Source organism: Candidatus Thioglobus sp. (assembly GCA_028228555.1).
Taxonomy (GTDB): domain Bacteria; phylum Pseudomonadota; class Gammaproteobacteria; order PS1; family Pseudothioglobaceae; genus Thioglobus_A.
Genome location: JAOJBP010000002.1, coordinates 50,653 through 68,689 on the forward strand (window position 1 = coordinate 50,653; position 18,037 = coordinate 68,689).

At 37.6% G+C, this 18,037-nt stretch carries 18 protein-coding genes; 14 read left to right on the top strand and 4 right to left on the bottom strand.

Annotation, left to right across the window (positions count from 1 at the left end; genetic code table 11):
- Window positions 1-7 precede the first annotated feature (7 nt).
- The 8 genes from lpxC to N9Y32_01965 all read left to right on the top strand — a co-directional run bounded on the left by lpxC (window position 8) and on the right by N9Y32_01965 (window position 7,861).
- Entirely contained in the window at window positions 8-919 is a 912-nt protein-coding gene (gene lpxC, locus N9Y32_01930) for a UDP-3-O-acyl-N-acetylglucosamine deacetylase (GenBank protein ID MDB2589768.1), read from the top strand.
- A gap of 65 nt (window positions 920-984) precedes the next feature.
- The gene (gene ilvB, locus N9Y32_01935; GenBank protein ID MDB2589769.1) at window positions 985-2,718 is read left to right on the top strand and encodes a biosynthetic-type acetolactate synthase large subunit; all 1,734 of its coding nucleotides are present in this window, start codon (window positions 985-987) and stop codon (window positions 2,716-2,718) included.
- Window positions 2,719-2,720: 2 nt separating this feature from the next.
- Complete coding sequence (ilvN, locus tag N9Y32_01940) at window positions 2,721-3,197, top strand: acetolactate synthase small subunit (GenBank protein ID MDB2589770.1); 477 nt, start codon at window positions 2,721-2,723, stop codon at window positions 3,195-3,197.
- 49 nt (window positions 3,198-3,246) lie between these two features.
- Window positions 3,247-4,251, top strand: coding sequence for a ketol-acid reductoisomerase (ilvC, locus tag N9Y32_01945; GenBank protein ID MDB2589771.1), 1,005 nt, complete (start codon window positions 3,247-3,249; stop codon window positions 4,249-4,251).
- A 63-nt stretch (window positions 4,252-4,314) separates the two neighbouring features.
- Complete coding sequence (gene pssA / locus N9Y32_01950; GenBank protein ID MDB2589772.1) at window positions 4,315-5,073, top strand: CDP-diacylglycerol--serine O-phosphatidyltransferase; 759 nt, start codon at window positions 4,315-4,317, stop codon at window positions 5,071-5,073.
- A gap of 162 nt (window positions 5,074-5,235) precedes the next feature.
- Window positions 5,236-6,768 carry a 2-isopropylmalate synthase gene (locus N9Y32_01955; GenBank protein MDB2589773.1) on the top strand — a complete coding sequence of 511 codons (1,533 nt, stop codon included), beginning with the start codon at window positions 5,236-5,238 and terminating at the stop codon, window positions 6,766-6,768.
- Window positions 6,768-7,184, top strand: coding sequence for a hypothetical protein (locus N9Y32_01960; protein ID MDB2589774.1), 417 nt, complete (start codon window positions 6,768-6,770; stop codon window positions 7,182-7,184). Before N9Y32_01955 ends, N9Y32_01960 begins: the two co-directional genes overlap by 1 nt.
- Window positions 7,172-7,861 carry an epoxyqueuosine reductase QueH gene (locus N9Y32_01965; GenBank protein MDB2589775.1) on the top strand — a complete coding sequence of 230 codons (690 nt, stop codon included), beginning with the start codon at window positions 7,172-7,174 and terminating at the stop codon, window positions 7,859-7,861. Before N9Y32_01960 ends, N9Y32_01965 begins: the two co-directional genes overlap by 13 nt.
- A 3-nt stretch (window positions 7,862-7,864) precedes the next feature.
- Here the strand turns inward: N9Y32_01965 and argF are convergent, their stop codons facing one another.
- From argF to N9Y32_01980, 3 genes are all read right to left on the bottom strand, one after another.
- Entirely contained in the window at window positions 7,865-8,761 is an 897-nt protein-coding gene (argF, locus tag N9Y32_01970; GenBank protein MDB2589776.1) for an ornithine carbamoyltransferase, read from the bottom strand.
- 16 nt (window positions 8,762-8,777) lie between these two features.
- A complete protein-coding gene (locus tag N9Y32_01975) occupies window positions 8,778-9,935 on the bottom strand; it encodes an aspartate aminotransferase family protein (protein ID MDB2589777.1) in 1,158 nt (385 codons plus the stop codon).
- Between the two features lie 65 nt (window positions 9,936-10,000).
- A complete protein-coding gene (locus tag N9Y32_01980; GenBank protein MDB2589778.1) occupies window positions 10,001-10,195 on the bottom strand; it encodes a hypothetical protein in 195 nt (64 codons plus the stop codon).
- A gap of 163 nt (window positions 10,196-10,358) precedes the next feature.
- Here N9Y32_01980 and raiA point away from each other — a divergent pair, with 163 nt between their 5' ends.
- The 3 genes from raiA to N9Y32_01995 are packed head-to-tail and all read left to right on the top strand — an operon-like array spanning window position 10,359 to window position 12,980.
- Complete coding sequence (gene raiA, locus N9Y32_01985) at window positions 10,359-10,655, top strand: ribosome-associated translation inhibitor RaiA (GenBank protein ID MDB2589779.1); 297 nt, start codon at window positions 10,359-10,361, stop codon at window positions 10,653-10,655.
- A gap of 58 nt (window positions 10,656-10,713) precedes the next feature.
- Window positions 10,714-12,066 (top strand): magnesium transporter, encoded by a 1,353-nt coding sequence (gene mgtE, locus N9Y32_01990; GenBank protein ID MDB2589780.1) that lies wholly within the window; start codon window positions 10,714-10,716, stop codon window positions 12,064-12,066.
- Between the two features lie 23 nt (window positions 12,067-12,089).
- The gene (locus N9Y32_01995; GenBank protein ID MDB2589781.1) at window positions 12,090-12,980 is read left to right on the top strand and encodes an RluA family pseudouridine synthase; all 891 of its coding nucleotides are present in this window, start codon (window positions 12,090-12,092) and stop codon (window positions 12,978-12,980) included.
- A gap of 181 nt (window positions 12,981-13,161) precedes the next feature.
- Here N9Y32_01995 and N9Y32_02000 read toward each other — a convergent pair whose 3' ends face one another.
- Window positions 13,162-14,535 carry a phosphomannomutase/phosphoglucomutase gene (locus tag N9Y32_02000; protein MDB2589782.1) on the bottom strand — a complete coding sequence of 458 codons (1,374 nt, stop codon included), beginning with the start codon at window positions 14,533-14,535 and terminating at the stop codon, window positions 13,162-13,164.
- 44 nt (window positions 14,536-14,579) lie between these two features.
- Between N9Y32_02000 and N9Y32_02005 the strand changes: the two genes are divergently transcribed.
- Genes N9Y32_02005 through N9Y32_02015 form a run of 3 tightly spaced genes read left to right on the top strand, consistent with a single transcriptional unit; the run spans window position 14,580 to window position 18,035 of the window.
- Window positions 14,580-14,957, top strand: a complete 378-nt coding sequence (locus tag N9Y32_02005) for a SoxR reducing system RseC family protein (GenBank protein MDB2589783.1) — start codon at window positions 14,580-14,582, stop codon at window positions 14,955-14,957.
- 57 nt (window positions 14,958-15,014) lie between these two features.
- Window positions 15,015-17,663, top strand: coding sequence for a pyruvate dehydrogenase (acetyl-transferring), homodimeric type (aceE, locus tag N9Y32_02010; GenBank protein ID MDB2589784.1), 2,649 nt, complete (start codon window positions 15,015-15,017; stop codon window positions 17,661-17,663).
- 33 nt (window positions 17,664-17,696) lie between these two features.
- Window positions 17,697-18,035, top strand: coding sequence for a HopJ type III effector protein (locus tag N9Y32_02015; GenBank protein MDB2589785.1), 339 nt, complete (start codon window positions 17,697-17,699; stop codon window positions 18,033-18,035).
- Window positions 18,036-18,037: the final 2 nt, after the last annotated feature.

The window sequence follows — 18,037 nt, forward strand, 5'->3', positions numbered from 1 at the left end:
AAAACAAATGATCAAACAAAGAACTATTAAAAAAGCAGTTAAGGCTCGAGGTATCGGTATTCATAGCGGCAGCGTTGTAAACATGACGCTTATTCCAGCGAAAATTGATCATGGTGTAGTATTTAGACGCATGGATGTGGGCGGAAAATTAGTACGTGCACATAATGCATTTGTGAATGAAGTTGTATTATCAACAGGTTTAGAAAATCAAGGCGTAAAGGTTTCCACTGTTGAGCATCTGATGAGTGCTTTTTCGGCGTTAGGAATTGACAATGTATTGGTGGAGCTTGACTCGTTTGAAGTGCCTATTATGGATGGCTCATCCGCACCTTTTGTGTTTTTGGTTCAATCTGCTGGTATTGAAGAGCAAGACGAACATAAGCATTTTTTTGTTATTCATGAGACAATCCGTGTGGAAAATGGAGATTCGTGGGCCCAAGTGTCTAAGCATGATGGTTTTAAAGTTTCATTAGAAATTGACTTTGATCATAAAAAAGTAAAAGAAAGTGGTCAACAACTGAGTATTGATTTCTCACAGCAGTCCTATTTAAAAGAAATTTCACGGGCAAGAACTTTTGGCTATATGAAAGACGTAGAAATGATGAAAAGACAAAATCTAGCCTTAGGAGCAAGTATGGATAATGCGATTGCACTGAGTGATGATGATGTTCTGAACGAAGATGGTATGCGTTATCAAAATGAATTTGTAAAGCATAAAATTTTAGATATTGTTGGTGATCTGTACTTACTTGGCTCTAATTTAATTGGACATTATGAAGGTTATAAGACTGGACACTTGCTAAATGACCAATTATTATCAGCTATTCTAGAGAGGCCAGACACGTGGTCAATTGAGACTTTCGAGGAAGAAAATTCACCAATTCAATTTTACTCAGAAGATTGGCAAAACTCCTTGTAATAGTAGGCATATCCTTATGTTTCATTTGGTATAATTACTGAGTTTTTTATACCTAGATTAGAATAATGAAATTAAATGGTGCGCAAATACTTGTAAATAGCCTTAAAAGTGAAGGTGTAAGTCATATTTTTGGCTATCCAGGTGGTGCTGTCTTGCATATTTATGATGCATTGGATGCTTGTGAGGATATTAAGCATATTTTGGTTCGCCATGAGCAAGGTGCTACACATGGTGCTGACGGCTATGCCCGTGCAAGCGGAAAATGTGGTGTTACACTAGTAACCAGCGGTCCTGGTATTACTAATGCAGTCACAGGCATAGCTACTGCCTATATGGATTCAATTCCAATGGTTATTATTTCTGGCCAAGTGCCTTCAGCTTTAATCGGTAACGATGCCTTCCAGGAAGTTGATGCAGTAGGTATTACTCGCTCATGTGTTAAACATAATTTCTTGATTAAAGATATTAATCAAGTTGCTAGCACAGTTAAAAAAGCATTTCACATTGCCACGACTGGTAGACCAGGCCCTGTATTAATCGATATTCCAAAAGATATTACTATTGAGACTATTGAAGAGCAGTCTTACCCAGAGACGGTTGAAATGCGCTCTTATCAAACAGCTGGTCGTGCAGCTGCTGCTCAAATTATTGCAGCAGCTGATCTCATTGCTCAAGCAAAAAGCCCAATTGTTTATGCAGGTGGTGGTTGCGTCATTGGTAATGCTGACAAAGAGCTTAGAGAATTTACACGCAATTTAGGCTTTCCAATTACTCAAACATTAATGGGTTTAGGTGCCTTTCCAGCATCAGATAAACAATCATTAGGCATGCTAGGTATGCATGGTACTTATGAGGCAAATATGGCTATGCATGGCTCTGACTGTGTTATCGCTGTTGGCTCAAGATTTGATGATCGAGTGACTGCTAATATTGATAAATTTTGTCCAACTGCTAAAATTATTCATATTGATATTGATCCAACCTCAATCTCTAAGAACGTGGCTGTGGATGCACCTATTGTTGGTGATGTTAAATCTGTATTAATAGATCTTATTGCAGCCATGAAAGATAGGTCAATTCAAAATATTGATTCATGGTGGAAACAAATTGATGAATGGCGTAGTGTTGATTCAATGGCTTACACAAATAAAGAGGGCGTTATTAAACCTCAGCGAGTTGTTGAAGCTTTGTATGAAGTTACTAAAGGCCAAGCTATTGTGACATCAGACGTAGGGCAGCATCAAATGTGGGCAGCGCAATATTACCCATTTGATGAGCCACGTCGTTGGATTAACTCAGGTGGTTTAGGCACTATGGGTTTTGGACTTCCAGCTGCTATGGGCGCTAAGCTTGCTTGCCCTGATTTAGATGTAGCCTGCGTAACGGGTGAAGGAAGCATTCAAATGATGACTCAAGAATTGTCAACTATGTTGCAATATGCAACACCTGTTAAAATTATTAATTTAAATAATGGTTATTTAGGAATGGTTAGGCAATGGCAAGAGTTTTTCTATGAAAAACGCTATTCTATGTCTTATATGGAAGCTTTACCAGATTTTGTTAAGTTGGCAGAGAGCTATGGTCATTCAGGTATTAAAGTTGAGAAAGAGTCTGATCTTATACCTGCTTTGGTTGAAGCGTTTAATCAAAAAGACAGAACAGTCTTCTTAGACATTATTACTGATCCTTCGGAAAATGTATTCCCAATGATTCCATCAGGTGCAGGACATAATGAAATGCTGCTAGCAGGTAGAGATGAAATGTCTTCTACTAATGATGCGGGATTAAACTTGGTATAAGTATGAGACATATAATTTCAATACAATTAGAAAACGAAGCGGGCGCTCTTTCAAGGGTAGCAGGCTTATTTTCTGCACGTGGTTTTAATATTGAATCACTAACTGTGGCTGCGACAAATGATTCAACACTTTCAAGAATGACTATTGTTAGTGTGGGAGATGATGGAATTATTGAGCAAATTGTCAAACAGCTTGATAAATTAATTGATGTAGTTAAGGTAGTAGATTTAACAGCTACTGAACACATTGAGCGCGAATTATTGTTGGCTAAGATTAGTATTGCGAGTGACACTCAAGCAGATGTTGAAGCTAAGCTTGATCAGTTTAATGCCAAGATTATTGATGCAGCTGAAGAAGCTTACATTGTTGAGTTGGCAGGAAAAAGTCAAAAAATTAAGGATTTTCTAAATGCGTTTAATGCAGAGCAAATCATAGAGGTTTCTAGAACAGGCGTTACAGGCGTTTGTCAGAAAATATAAAATTAAATAAATGGGCGTTAGTTAACGCTCTAAATACAGAGGAAAAGAAATGAATAGATATTACGATAAAGATGCAGACTTAAACATTATCAAATCAATGAAGGTTGCAATTGTGGGTTATGGTTCGCAAGGACATGCGCATGCAAACAATTTAAAAGATTCTGGTGTTGAAGTGGTTGTTGCTTTAAGAGCTGGCTCAGCTTCAGCTTCAAAAGCTAGCGCATCAGGCTTAAATGTTAAGTCTGTTGAAGATGCAACAGCATGGGCAGACTTAGTAATGATCTTAGCACCTGATGAATTCCAAGGCTCTATTTATGCAGAAAATATTGAGCCTAATTTAAAGCAAGGTGCAACAGTTGCCTTTGCTCATGGTTTTAATATCCATTTTGGTCAAATTTCACCACGTTCAGATTTAGACGTGATTATGATAGCACCAAAAGCTCCAGGGCATACAGTTCGTTCAGAATTTGTTAAAGGCGGTGGTATTCCTGATCTAATTGCCATTTCTCAAGATGCATCTGGTAATGCGAAAGCAACAGCGCTTTCTTATGCATCTGCTATTGGTGGCGGACGCACTGGAATCTTGGAAACTTCATTTAGAGAGGAAACAGAGACAGACTTATTTGGTGAGCAAGTGGTCTTATGTGGTGGTACAACTTCATTAGTACAAGCAGGTTTTGAAACGCTAGTAGAAGCAGGCTATGAGCCAGAAATGGCATACTTTGAGTGCCTACATGAATTAAAGCTAATTGTTGATCTGATGTATGAGGGTGGTATTGCTAACATGCGTTATTCAATTTCAAATACTGCTGAATATGGTGATGTAACTCGTGGTCCACGCATTATTACTAGTGAAACTAAAGCGGAAATGAAGAAAATCTTAACAGAAATTCAAGATGGGACATTCGCTAAAGAATTTGTAGCAAATGTAGGTGAACTTCCAGCTCGTCGCGATGTTCAACGTGAACATCAGATTGAGCAAGTGGGTGAATCGCTTCGCTCGATGATGCCATGGATTAACAAGAATAAAATTGTTGATCAAGCCAAGAACTAGATATACTTAATAAGCGCCCAACTTAGTTGGGCGTTTTTATTTCTAAGGCGTTATAATTAACTTATGAAGACAAATAAAGTAAAAAGAGGCGTCTACCTTCTGCCAAACATTCTAACTACTTTTGGCTTGTTCTCAGGATTCTTTGCAATTATCCTGGCAACTAAGGGTCAGTATGCAGAAGCGGCAATTGCCATTTTTGTTGCTATGTTGTGGGATGGTCTAGATGGTCGGGTAGCTCGACTAACCAATACCCAAAGTGAATTTGGTGAGCAGTATGACTCTATGGCTGATATGGTGTCGTTTGGAGTGGCTCCTGCCTTGCTCATGTATTTTTATTTGTTTGAAGGCTTAGGCAAGATTGGTTGGATTGGTGCTTTTGTTTATGTTGCTGCTGGTTCACTACGTCTAGCGCGCTTTAATACACAAATTGGCGTGCAAGACAAACGCTATTTTCAAGGATTACCTTCTCCAGCTGCTGCTGCACTTGTTGCTGGCCTTGTATGGACTAAGGAGATGATGGGGCCTAGTGCTTATGATGAGCAATATTTGGTTACTGGTGCGTGGATTATTTTAGTTTCTGCTGGTATCTTAATGGTGAGTAATGTTCGTTATTACAGTTTTAAAGAAATCAACTTTAAAGGTAGATCTTCTTTTAAATTACTGTTAATAGCAACTCTCATTATGATTGTTGTTTTGTTATGGCCTAGCGCTATTTTGTTTATCTTTTTCTTTGTATATGCGCTATCTGGATTGGTGTTTACCACCATTGAAGTTAGAAACAAACGCGCTTTAAAAAAACAAGCTAAGAAAAGTTTAAAATAATTTATAATTAGACTTATGGAATATTTAACTCATTTTTATTTTCAAGACTACTTCGTAGACTTACAACGATTACTGCCGTAGGGCAGATATTAACTCGTTCGGCTTTTAAAGCTAACTACCAAACAATTGAATTAGAAAAAAACACATATAAAGGAGACTTAAATGTCCGATAAATTAATTATTTTTGACACAACATTACGCGATGGAGAGCAATCACCAGGCGCTTCAATGACCAAAGACGAAAAGGTTCGTATTGCCAAAGTTTTGGAAAAAATGCGTGTTGATGTTATTGAAGCTGGCTTTGCTATTGCATCACCTGGTGATTTTGAAGCGGTTCAAGCTGTTGCTAATGTAGTAAAAGATTCCACTATTTGCTCTTTAGCCAGGGCTCTAGATAAAGATATTGATCGAGCAGGAGAGGCGCTAAAGGGTGCAAATTCAGCACGAATCCATACTTTTATTGCGACCAGCGATATTCATATGAAGATGAAACTTCAAATGACACCAGATCAAGTGGTTGAGCAAGCAGTAAGAGCAGTTAAAAGAGCTAAAAAATATACAGATGATGTTGAATTTTCACCTGAAGATGCAGGTCGTTCGAACGAAGATTTCTTATGCCGCGTGATTGAACAAGCTATTAATGCAGGGGCGACAACAATTAATATTCCAGATACAGTAGGTTATAACATACCTCATCAATTTGGTGCCACTATCAAGTCTCTTATTGAACGAATTCCTAATTCAGACAAGGCAGTGTTTTCAGCACATTGTCATAATGATTTAGGCTTGGCTGTGGCTAATTCTCTTTCTGCCGTTTTAAATGGTGCTAGACAGGTTGAGTGTACTATTAATGGCTTGGGAGAGCGCGCTGGTAACACGGCTTTAGAAGAGATAGTAATGGCTGTTCGCACTCGTCAAGATGAGTTTAATTGTGATACTAATATTGATGCAACCCATATTTTGTCTGCATCTCGCTTAGTTTCTTCTGTGACTGGATTTATTGTGCAACCTAATAAAGCTATTGTTGGTGCTAATGCATTTGCACATGAAGCAGGTATTCACCAGGACGGTGTTTTAAAGCATCGTGAAACCTATGAAATTATGCGTGCAGAAGATGTAGGTTGGAATGCTAATAAGCTAGTTATGGGTAAGCATTCTGGGCGTAACGCTTTTAAGGCAAGATTGGTTGAATTAGGTGTTGAGTTTGGCTCTGAAGAGAGCCTAAATGACGCTTTTAGACGTTTTAAAGAGTTAGCCGATAAGAAGCATGAGGTTTTTGATGAAGACCTACAAGCGCTAGTATCAGAGACTCAAGTAGTTCAAAGCGAGCATATTAAATTAGTCTCATTAAAAGTAACATGTGAAACAGGTGAGAAAAATCAAGCAACGGTTGTATTGTCAGTTGATGGTAATGAAAAAAGCATGACAGCAGAAACTTCAGGCTCTGTTGACGCGACCTTTGGTGCAATTAATAAATTACTTGATATGCAAGTTAATCTTCAATTGTACTCTGTATCAAATGTCACTCAAGGAACAGATTCATTGGGTGAAGTTAATGTGCGTTTGGAGCATAATGGTAAGATTATTAATGGTCAAGGTGCAGACACAGATATTGTTATTGCAAGCGCCAAAGCTTATCTTCATGCACTTAATAAAGTTTTGGCTGATACAGATAGGGCTCACCCTCAAATCTAGTGTCAACACTTAGAGCGCGTTATCTAAATGCATTGGATATTCCTGAGTATTTATATACTCCTAAAAGAGTAGATACTGCAAATACTCAGTTAATCCAAACCCGTTGTTTGGTGGTTGAGACCCAATGCTCTAAGTCTATTTGTGAGCCTGGAGAGGTGCAAGATTTTTTATATAAAATGCTTTCAGCAGTAGGGTTAGCAAAAAAATATGTTGTTTGTATTAAGTCTAAACCTGATGCAGTATTACAAGAAATTAGCAAATATAATGCCCAAACTATTTTATTATTAGATACTAAGGTTTCTTTAGTAAAAGATAAGGTTTTTTCTATGCAACATCCTAGTAATATTTTAAAAAACGAACAACTTAAGCGTGAAGCGTGGGAAGTTTTAAAGCAAGTTAAAGTATGTCTAAAATAGATTACAGTCTTGGTGGTTTTGAACGCCCAAAATTACAAACACCCAATGGTGAAAAAAAATTGCTCATGCATTCTTGTTGCGCACCATGTGCTGGTGAAATTATGGAAGCTTTAGCGGCTTCTGAAATTGAAACAACTATCTTTTTTTACAATCCTAATATTCATCCTAGAGAAGAGTATGAGCTGCGCAAAGAAGAAAACATTCGCTTTGCACAAAAATTAGGCATGCCTTTTGTTGATGCGGACTATGATAAAGATGTTTGGTTTGATCGAATTAAAGGCCAGGAAGATGAACCAGAACGAGGAGCGCGCTGCACAACGTGTTTTGATATGCGTTTTGAAGTGACTGCTCAATATGCAAAAGCACAGGGGTTTGATTTAATTTCTTCAACATTGGGTATTTCTCGCTGGAAAGACATGGGTCAAATTAATGGTTGTGGTGCTCGCGCAACAAATCCCTATGAGGGAATTTCATATTGGGATTTTAATTGGCGTAAACAGGGTGGCTCATCAAGAATGTTGGAGCTATCAAAGCGTGAAGAATTCTATCAGCAAGAGTATTGCGGATGTGTGTACTCTTTAAGAGATACTAATCGTTGGAGAGAATCTCGCGGTCGAGATAAGATTGAGCGCGGGGTAAATTTTTATCAAGAAGCCATGAAAAGTCTTGATAAATAAAGCCTAGTCTAATAAATATAGTAGTAAAGATTTCTGAGCATGTAAACGGTTTTCAGCCTCATCCCACACCAAGCTTTGCTCACCATCAATCACCTCAGCCGCTACTTCTTCTCCGCGGTGAGCAGGTAAACAATGCATAAAACTCGCATCAGCATCAGCATTTTTCATTAGATTTTGATCAACTTGAAATTCTTTAAAGGCAAGCTTACGTTTGTTTTGCTCTGCTTCTTGGCCCATGGAGGCCCATACGTCAGTAACGACTAAATCAGCTTTATTACAAGCTTTTTCAGCATCGTTAAACAACGAGATATGATCTGCATAATTATCGATAAATACTTGATTAGGTTCATAGCCTTTTGGCGTTGCAATATTAAGCTTAAATTTAAAGGCTTTGGCAGCTTGAATATAAGTATGGCACATATTATTACCATCACCAATCCAAGCGACAGTTTTACCTTGTATCGAGCCTTTATGCTCCTTATAAGTCATCATATCAGCCAATAGTTGGCATGGATGAGACTCGTCACTAAGTGCATTGATAATTGGCACAGAGCCATTCTTTGCAAAGGTATTAATATCTTCATGAGAAGAGACTCTCATCATAATAGCATCAACCATAGAACTAATCACAATAGCCGTATCTTTAATAGGTTCACCACGTCCAAGTTGAATATCTCGATCTGATAAAAATAAAGCATGACCACCTAATTGGGTCATGCCTGTTTCAAAAGATACGCGAGTTCGTGTTGAAGATTTATCAAAAATCATAGCTAGAGTTTTATTCTTTAGCATTTGATTAATCTCCCCAGCCTTATGTTGTTTCTTTAAGCCAATAGCAGTGTCAATAATGCCATTTAAATCTTGGGTTGATAGGTCGTCTAAATTAATAAAATGCTTCATTGTTATTCTCCAGAGCCTAAAGTTGGCCCACTATTTCGCAAATGATATCAATCATTTCATCCGCTTGCTCTTTGTTAATAATAAGCGGTGGCAATAATCGAATAGATTGGCCAGTAATATTTATTAATAGTTTTTTATCCAATGCTTGTTGTAATAGTTGAGTGCACGCTTTGTTTAGTTCAATGGCAATCATTAAACCTTTTGCGCGAATTTCAACTACGGTATCAATAGTTTTTAATTTTTTTGTAAAGCTAGAAACAATGTAATCACTCATGACATTAACATTGTTTAAGAGGTCATCTTGTTTAATAACTTCCAATACTGTTGAGGCTACACGACAGACTAGTGGATTACCACCAAAGGTTGAGCCATGAGTACCAGGTGTCAATAGTTTGGCAGCATTACCTTTGGCGATACAAGCGCCAATTGGAACCCCATTACCTAGGCCTTTAGCAAGTGTTAAGACATCAGGTGTTATCTGGTTATATTGATGTGCAAACATCTTGCCAGTTCGACCAATGCCAGTTTGAACTTCATCAAGTATTAGTAGCCAATTATTTTTTTGACAAATTTCTTGAACATGATTTAGATAATCAGCATCTGGCACTATTACACCACTCTCTCCTTGAATAGGTTCAAGCATTACAGCTACAATTTGAGGATTATTTTCGTGTTTTTGAATAGCCTCAACATCGTTAAAGTTCACATGAATAAACTCACTAACGAGTGGTGAAAAACCTGCCTGAACTTTTGCATTACCTGTTGCTGACAGCGTTGCCATGGTACGACCATGGAAACCTTGCTGGGCAGTTAAGATTATAGGTTCATTGATTTGGTTGGCATGTGCATGAAGCCTAGCTATCTTGATGGCTGCCTCATTCGCCTCAGCACCTGAATTACAAAAAAATACAGCATCCATATCAGCAAGCTTGCACAGTGTTTCTGCAAGTGTTTCTTGGTGCTGTATATGGTACCAATTACTGGTATGCAAGAGCTGCTGAGCTTGTGATTGAATAGCTTCAGAGATTTTTGGATGAGAATGCCCAAGTCCAGTGACTGCTACACCACAAAGGGCATCTAAATAAACTAGACCATTATTGTCTGTTAAATAGCAGCCATTACCTTTTGTAAAGGTAACTGGAAGTGGCGCATAATTTGACATTAAATAAGACATGATGATTTTTCCTTTAAAAGCAAAAAAGCCCCTAGCGGGGCTTTTGTACCAATCAGAAATTTAAATTACGACTGGTATTGTAGTGGTGGAGCCATTTCGTTATCAACTTCAGCTAAATCTTTCTTGTAGCTTTCGTAGAAAGATCCTGCTGGTGGATTAATCCATTCTTCATATGAAAAACCATTTACTGCTGTATGCTGCTTAAAGTTTTCCTGTAAAGCGATTTTTTTTGCAACTAATTCATTAGTCTGTTCATCCATTTTGATCTCCTAAATATTTAAATATGTAAAACATAATATTATATATGAAAAAGTGATTCTGTAAGCCTTTTTATTTACCTATAAAACTAATAAATATACCAATACCATTGGGAAAGTTGTGACACAATATGAGTGCATTTTATAACTAAATAAAGGAGTACACATGCAATTGAACATTTCTGGCCACCATCTTGATATAACTGATGCGATCAAGCAACATTCTGAAGAAAAGCTCGCTAAAATTAAACATCATTTTGATCATGTTATTAACATTAATATGATTTTAGGTGTTGAAAAAGACGTGCAAAAAGCAGAAGCAACTCTTCATGTTAGTGGGGCAGATATATTTGCAAAAGCAGAAAGCGACAACCTATACATTTCAATTGATCAGATGGTAAATAAGCTTGATGCCCAAATCGTAAAACACAAAGATAAATTAAATAATCATAGGAAAAACTAAAAAATTTGATACTCAAAGTGTAATGCTTTAGATTTAATAAATAAGGAATATAAGGTCAATGTCAGAAGTTGAAAAGACTTCTTTTGAAGAGTGCCTCCAAAGATTGATGATATCTTTGGAGGCTTCTTTGTATGAAGAAGCTACCTCCCAATTATCCGAATTACATTCAGCTGAAATTGCTCGTCTATTGGAAAGTGTTCCGCCAAAAGACAGGATTAAGCTTTGGTTAAATATTGACAGTGCAACTCAAGGCGATATTTTAAAAGACTTAAATGAAGATGTCTTATCTCAATTATTCAGTGAAATGAGTGTTGAAGGTATTGTTAAGGCTACTGAAGGTCTAGACATGGATGACTTGGCAGATATTGTGCCCGAGCTGCCCGAATCCGCATTACATAATTTGTTGCTAACGCTTGATCATAAGCATCGAAAAAATCTTAGACATGTTTTGTCTTATCCTGAAGATTCAGCTGGCGGACTTATGAATATCGATATGATCACTGTTCGTGATGATGTTAATGTTCGAACAGTCATTAGATATTTACGCCTTCTTAAAGAAATGCCAATTGACACAGATCAGATTTTTGTGGTGGATAGGGCGTACAAATACATTGGCTCTATTTATATCTCTACTTTGTTGACCAATGAGGCTGAACAAAGTATCAAACCTTTGATAAATACTGATCATAAGCCAGTTTTAGCAAGCTCATCTGATAGTGATGTTGCTAGTTTATTTGAACAACGAGATCTCATCTCTGCGCCTGTTGTTGATAGCCACAATCAGTTAATTGGTCGAATTACTATTGACGACGTGGTTGATGTTATTCGTGATGAAGCTGAGCACTCGGTTATGTCAATGGCTGGACTTGATGAAGAAGATGACGTCTTTGCACCGGTTATTAAAAGTACCAAAAGTCGTAGTATTTGGCTAGGCGTTAATCTGATTACTGTTTTTGTTGCGGTGTTTTTCATTGGACTGTTTGAAGCCACTTTGCAAGACAAAATTGCTCTAGCTATTTTGATGCCAGTGGTCGCTTCAATGGGTGGAATCGCTGGCACACAAACTCTTATTTTGGTTACTAGAGGTATTGCAACTGGCAGAGTAACTACGTCAAATCTTAAGGTTTTAATGAGTAAAGAAGTTGCTATTGGGTTTTTAAATGGCATACTTTGGTCATCAGTAATCGGCCTAGCTACTTACGTTTGGTTCGAAGATTTAATATTAAGCTTAGTTATCTCTATCGCCATTGTCGTTAATCTAATATTTGCTGCTTTTTCTGGTGCATTCTTACCATCTTTATTAATAAGATTTAAGATCGACCCAGCATTAGCAGGTGGTGTAATCTTAACGACTATTACAGATGTGATTGGTTTTGTCGCGTTCTTGGGTTTGGCTTCATTGGTTATTTAAAAAACCATTGAAGCTGTATAAATATGCCCTTTGTACTTAAAAAATATCAGGCAATTCAAGGTAAAAAAATTCAACAATTTTTACTTGATGAGGCTGGATTATCCTCTTCTATTTCTCAAAAACTTTTATCCAAAAAAAGAGTTTTTGACGATCAGAATAACCCTCTGGAAAATGGCCATATCCTAAATTGTGAGTATGTGCAAGTTGCAGTTTTTGAAGGTCATACCAGAGGGTTAAACCCTGTTTTTGAAACCCAAGATTTTGCTGTGTTTGACAAGCCTTCTGGCGTAATGGTTCATCCCACTAGAAAAACAACCGCTTATTGCCTATTAGATGAAATTAGGTATCATTTTGGTGAGCAAGCAGATTTAGCGCATAGAATTGACGCCGAAACTTCTGGATTAGTCCTTGTGGCTAAAAATAAACCAGCCAGTACACTCTTAAAAACTATGTTTGAAAAAAGAGAGTTCGCCAAAGAATATCTGGCCTTAGTTAAGGGTCATGTGAAAGAATTGATTACTATTGATAAGTTAATATCTAAAGCGAACAGCACGATTGATGTCAAAATGACGTGTGAAAAACCACAAGGCAAAGTCTCTGTTACGCATATACAGCCTTTAAAATTTAACAAAAATAATAACACCACTCTGGTTAAAGCAGTTCCAGTAACAGGTAGGCAACATCAAATTCGAGTACATCTTGATTCAATAAATCATAATATTTTAGGAGATCCGATTTACGGGGTAGATGAGTCCGTTGCTAATGATTATTTATGTAAAAATTTATCAATTGAGAAAAGAGTGGAGCTAACAGGCGCTAATCGTTTAATGCTTCATGCAAATCATTTATCGTTTACTTATAAAGAGGTTAAATACAGCATTACTTCAAAATTATCAAAAGAAATTTTTGGATAATTTTGAGAATTAGCCATAAAAACTCTAATTAATTCTTATAAATCGAGTTTTTGTAAGTTTTAATGCCTAAAAATAGACAAAAATATGATTTTTAGAGTGAAAAAAAGCTATTTTTAGTTAATTATTAAGCTAAATCAGCTAATTTTTCGTAGTAATGTAAAAATTTAAGAAATAATGATAATTAAAAGTCTTTAGTTGAAATATCGTTACTTTCTAGCCAAATTCTAAATTTTTCTTGAATTTCTTTCAAGGTTTTTTCGTCATCTGCCTCAAATCGCAATACCAAACAAGGCGTTGTATTGGAAGGGCGAACCAAGCCCCAGCCATTAGGGTAATCGACACGTACACCGTCAATAGTCGTAATTTTGGCGCCATCAAAACTTACGTGTTTAGACAATTTATCCATTGCACTAAACTGCTGACCTTGCTCATCAAAGTGAATGTTAATCTCTGGCGTGTTAACACTATCAGGCAAATTAGAAAAAACTTGTTCACAAGTTTGATCTGTTTTTGATAATATTTCTAATAATCTTGCACCGGTATAAAGTGCATCATCAAAACCGTACCAGCGTTCTTTAAAGAAAACATGTCCACTCATTTCACCACCTAGCGCAGCACCAGTTTCTTTAAGTTTGGCTTTAATGAAGCTGTGCCCTGTGCGAGACATGATAGGCTCACCACCATGTTCACTAATATCTTTTGGTAGTAGTGATGAGCACTTGACGTCAAAGACGATTTTGGCGCCTGGGTTGCGCTTAAGTATATCTCTTGAATATAAAATCATTTGCCTATCAGCCCAGATCACATTGCCTTTATTGTCAATGAGTCCAAGTCTATCACCATCACCATCAAAGGCAAAACCCATATCTGCACCCGTATCAATAACCTCTTTGATAATATCTTCTAGGTTATGAAGCTTGGAGGGATCTGGATGGTGATTAGGGAAATTACCATCAATCAAACAAAACAATTTATTTACCTTAACACCTAATTGTTCAAATAATTTTGGTGCGATATTGCCAGCAACGCCATTGCCACAATCTACTACAATATTAAGTGGTTTGCTAAGTTTAATATCGGACTTAATACGATCAATATAATCACTTTCAATGTCAACCTTGGTAGAGGTTCCGTGTCCTGAGGTGAAATCGGCATTTTTAATGCGTTGATATAATTCTTGAATGCGTTCACCTGAAAGCGCCTCTCCAGCAATCATAATTTTAAAGCCATTGTATTCTGGCGGATTGTGAGAGCCAGTAATCATTACTCCAGAGGTGGCAGCTTTTGTGTATGTTGCAAAATAGACTAATGGTGTAGGAACCATGCCAATATCGACCACGTGACAACCACTCTGTTTAAGTCCTGCTTTTAAAGATTCCATGAGACTTGGACCGCTTAATCGTCCATCTCGACCAACTACAACGCCTCTCTCGCCTTTTTCAATAGATTCACTACCAATGGCAAGGCCAATCAATTTAACGATTTCAGGAGTTAATTCTTGCTCAACAATGCCGCGAATATCGTAAGCCTTGAAGATTGATGGTGAGATGCTCATAAGGGGCTAAAATAGTGAAAGTTAAGTTGTCTATTTTAAGCGCAATGAAAGAAAAATTTGAAGTAATCGAAATTGAAAATACAACCATGGTGCTCAAGATTAATCGATCTGGTGGGTGTCATAGTTGCTCTGCTAGTGCTGGATGTGGTACAGGTATTCTCGCGAATGCTTTTGGTCATGCCACGACATTTAATAAGCCACTAGAGAAAGGTGTCGCTGTTGGAGATTTTGTCACCATGCAAATTTCTTCTTCAGAATTATTCTACAGAGCGTTTCAATTATATATGCTTCCATTGTTGGCGCTTTTTATGGGTGCCTTGATTGGTGCAGAGCTATTTCCTAAGAATGAATTATGGCAAATTGGTTTTGGATCTATTGGCTTTATTGGTGCATTGTTGTTTACAAAGTATTTTCTAAAGTAAATTTTTACTGACATATAAGTTTGGGATAATTAATCAATTTTTAAAAAATATCATATTATGAATAATCAAGACATAGATCCAATTGAAACCCTAGAATGGTTAGAAGCCTTTAGATCTGTTGCCCGTTTTGAGGGGCAAGATAGAGCTAAGTTCATCCTTAATCAACTGACAGACATGGCACACCATGACGGCATGGAATTGCCAACAGGTGTTAACACAGCGTATTTAAACAGTATTGCTAAAGATAAAGAAATTGCTACAGATATTAAAGTAGATGTTGAGGCAAGAATCTCAGCTATGGTTCGATGGAATGCAATGGTAATGGTAGTTAAAGCTAATCAATTACCGTATGAATTAGGCGGACATCTTGCCTCATTTGCATCCAGTGCAACCTTATATGAAGTAGGCTTTAACCATTTTTATCGTGGTCCTGATGCAGAACAAGGCGCAGATTTAATCTTTTTCCAAGGACATATTTCTCCAGGTATTTATTCGCGTGCTTTTTTAGAGGGGCGCATTACTGAAGACCAAATGTTGAAGTTCCGTCAAGAGACTGGTGAAGGTGGATTGAGTTCTTACCCACACCCATGGTTAATGCCAGATTTCTGGCAATTCCCTACGGTTTCTATGGGTCTTGGGCCGATTATGGCAATCTATCAAGCGCGTTTTATGAAGTATTTACATCATCGTGAAATCAAGCAAACAGATAAACGTACCGTTTGGGCTTATTTGGGCGATGGTGAAACAGATGAGCCAGAGTCATTAGGCGCTATTTCTATGGCTGGTCGTGAAAAATTAGACAATCTTATTTTTGTTGTTAACTGTAATCTTCAACGCCTTGATGGACCGGTGCGTGGTAATGGCAAGATTATTCAAGAATTAGAAGGCATGTTCCGTGGCGCAGGTTGGAATGTTATTAAAGTAGTTTGGGGTGGTAGATGGGATGAATTGCTTGCTAAAGATACTGACGGACTTCTTAGAAAACGCATGGAAGAAGTGGTTGACGGAGAATATCAAGCTTATAAAGCAAAAGATGGCGCTTATGTACGTAAGCACTTTTTTGGAAAATATCCTGAGTTGTTAGCTATGGTAGAGCATATGACTGACGATGAGATTTATGGTCTTGATCGCGGTGGCCATGATCCATATAAAGTGTTCCAGGCTTATCATGCTGCTAAGGCTTGTAGTGACAAACCAACCGTTATTTTAGCTAAAACAGTCAAAGGTTATGGTATGGGCGAAGCTGGTGAAGGTCAAAACACAACCCACTCACAGAAAAAATTAGGCCTTAAGCAGGTTGAACGTTTTGCTCAGCGTTTTCATGTACCAGTCACAGAAGATGATGTTAAAGAGCTTAACTTTTATAAGCCAGCAGAAGATAGTGAAGAGATGCTGTATATGAAAGCAAGACGCCAGAAATTAGGTGGTTCTTTACCAGTAAGGTCTTTTAATTTAGAAGATATTAAAGCGCCAGAATTAAGTGCCTTTGATGCATTATTAAAATCTAGTGGCGATCGAGAGATGTCAACTACAATGGCACTAAATCGTATCATGACTCTTTTAGTTCGTGACAAGCAACTAGGTCCTAAAATTGTACCAATTGTGCCAGATGAAGCGCGTACATTTGGCATGGAGGGTTTATTTAGACAGCTAGGTATTTATTCAGCTTCTGGGCAGTTGTATCAGCCAGAAGATTCTGACAAAGTTATGTGGTATAAGGAAGATAAAAAAGGCCAAGTGTTGCAAGAAGGTATTAATGAAGCGGGCGCAATCTCTGATTGGATCGCCGCTGCAACTTGTTATGCAACGCATGACGTTACGATGATTCCATTTTATATTTACTACTCTAAGTTTGGATTCCAGCGTGTCGGTGATTTGGCTTGGGCAGCAGGTGACATGCAAGCTAAGGGGTTCTTAATAGGTGGTACAGCAGGGCGTACAACACTAAATGGTGAAGGTTTGCAGCATCAAGATGGTGATTCTCACTTAGTGGCAAACACCATTCCAAACTGTGTTTCGTATGATCCTACTTATGCCTTCGAGCTTGCTGTTATTGTGCGTAGTGGCTTAGAAAGAATGTATGAAAAGAATGAAAATATTTTCTATTACATTACAACCATGAACGAGCTTTACACTCATCCTGAAATGCCAACAAACTCTGAACAAGGTATTATAAAAGGCATGTATGCACTTAAAACAGTGGGTACAGGGGATTTACAAGTTCAGCTAATGGGTTCTGGAACGATTTTGAGAGAAGTTGAAGCTGCTGCACAAATGTTGGCAGATGATTGGGGTGTGAAATCAGACGTTTGGTCAGTTACGAGCTTTAACGAACTCACTCGTGAAGCACAAGCCATTGATCGTGTTAATCGTTTTAGTACAGATACACCAAAAGTACCTTACATCACGCAATGTCTAGAAAATGCAAAAGGCCCAATTATTGTTGCAACTGATTACATGCGAAATTATGCTGAGCAAGTGCGTAAATATGTACCAAATCGCTATGAAGTTTTAGGCACAGATGGTTTTGGTCGTTCTGATTCCCGAGCAGCACTCAGAACCTTTTTTGAGGTAGATGCCAGTTATGTTGTGTTAGCATCTTTAAAGGCATTAGTTGATGAAGGTCAAATGAATGCTTCAGTTATTGCACAGGCAGTTGAAAAATACGGTATAAATATCAACAAGCCAAATCCAATGACGGTGTAATTAAAAAGGGCTAATTAAAAGAGGAGAGTAGGGGTGACACAAGAAGAATATTTAGAAGAGTTAAGATCTGGTGCAAGAATGAGGTTTGAAGATCTAATCAAGTTGATTGATGATGATTATGATTACACACCAGTAAGCTTTAGTAATGGTGAAACTGAAAATTCTGCTGATGAAAATCAAGGTAGTGCTAAATTGTTTTGTTTTGCCGCTATTCACCAATTATCCCAACTAGAAACGCTACATTGTTTTGGACAATATTATCAAGATGTCCTTAATACACCTGAAAGTAACTCTCATGCAAATATTCGAAACTTCATGACCTATGGTTGGGAGGGGTTGAAATTTGATTCACCCGTGTTAAGTCGCAAGTAAAT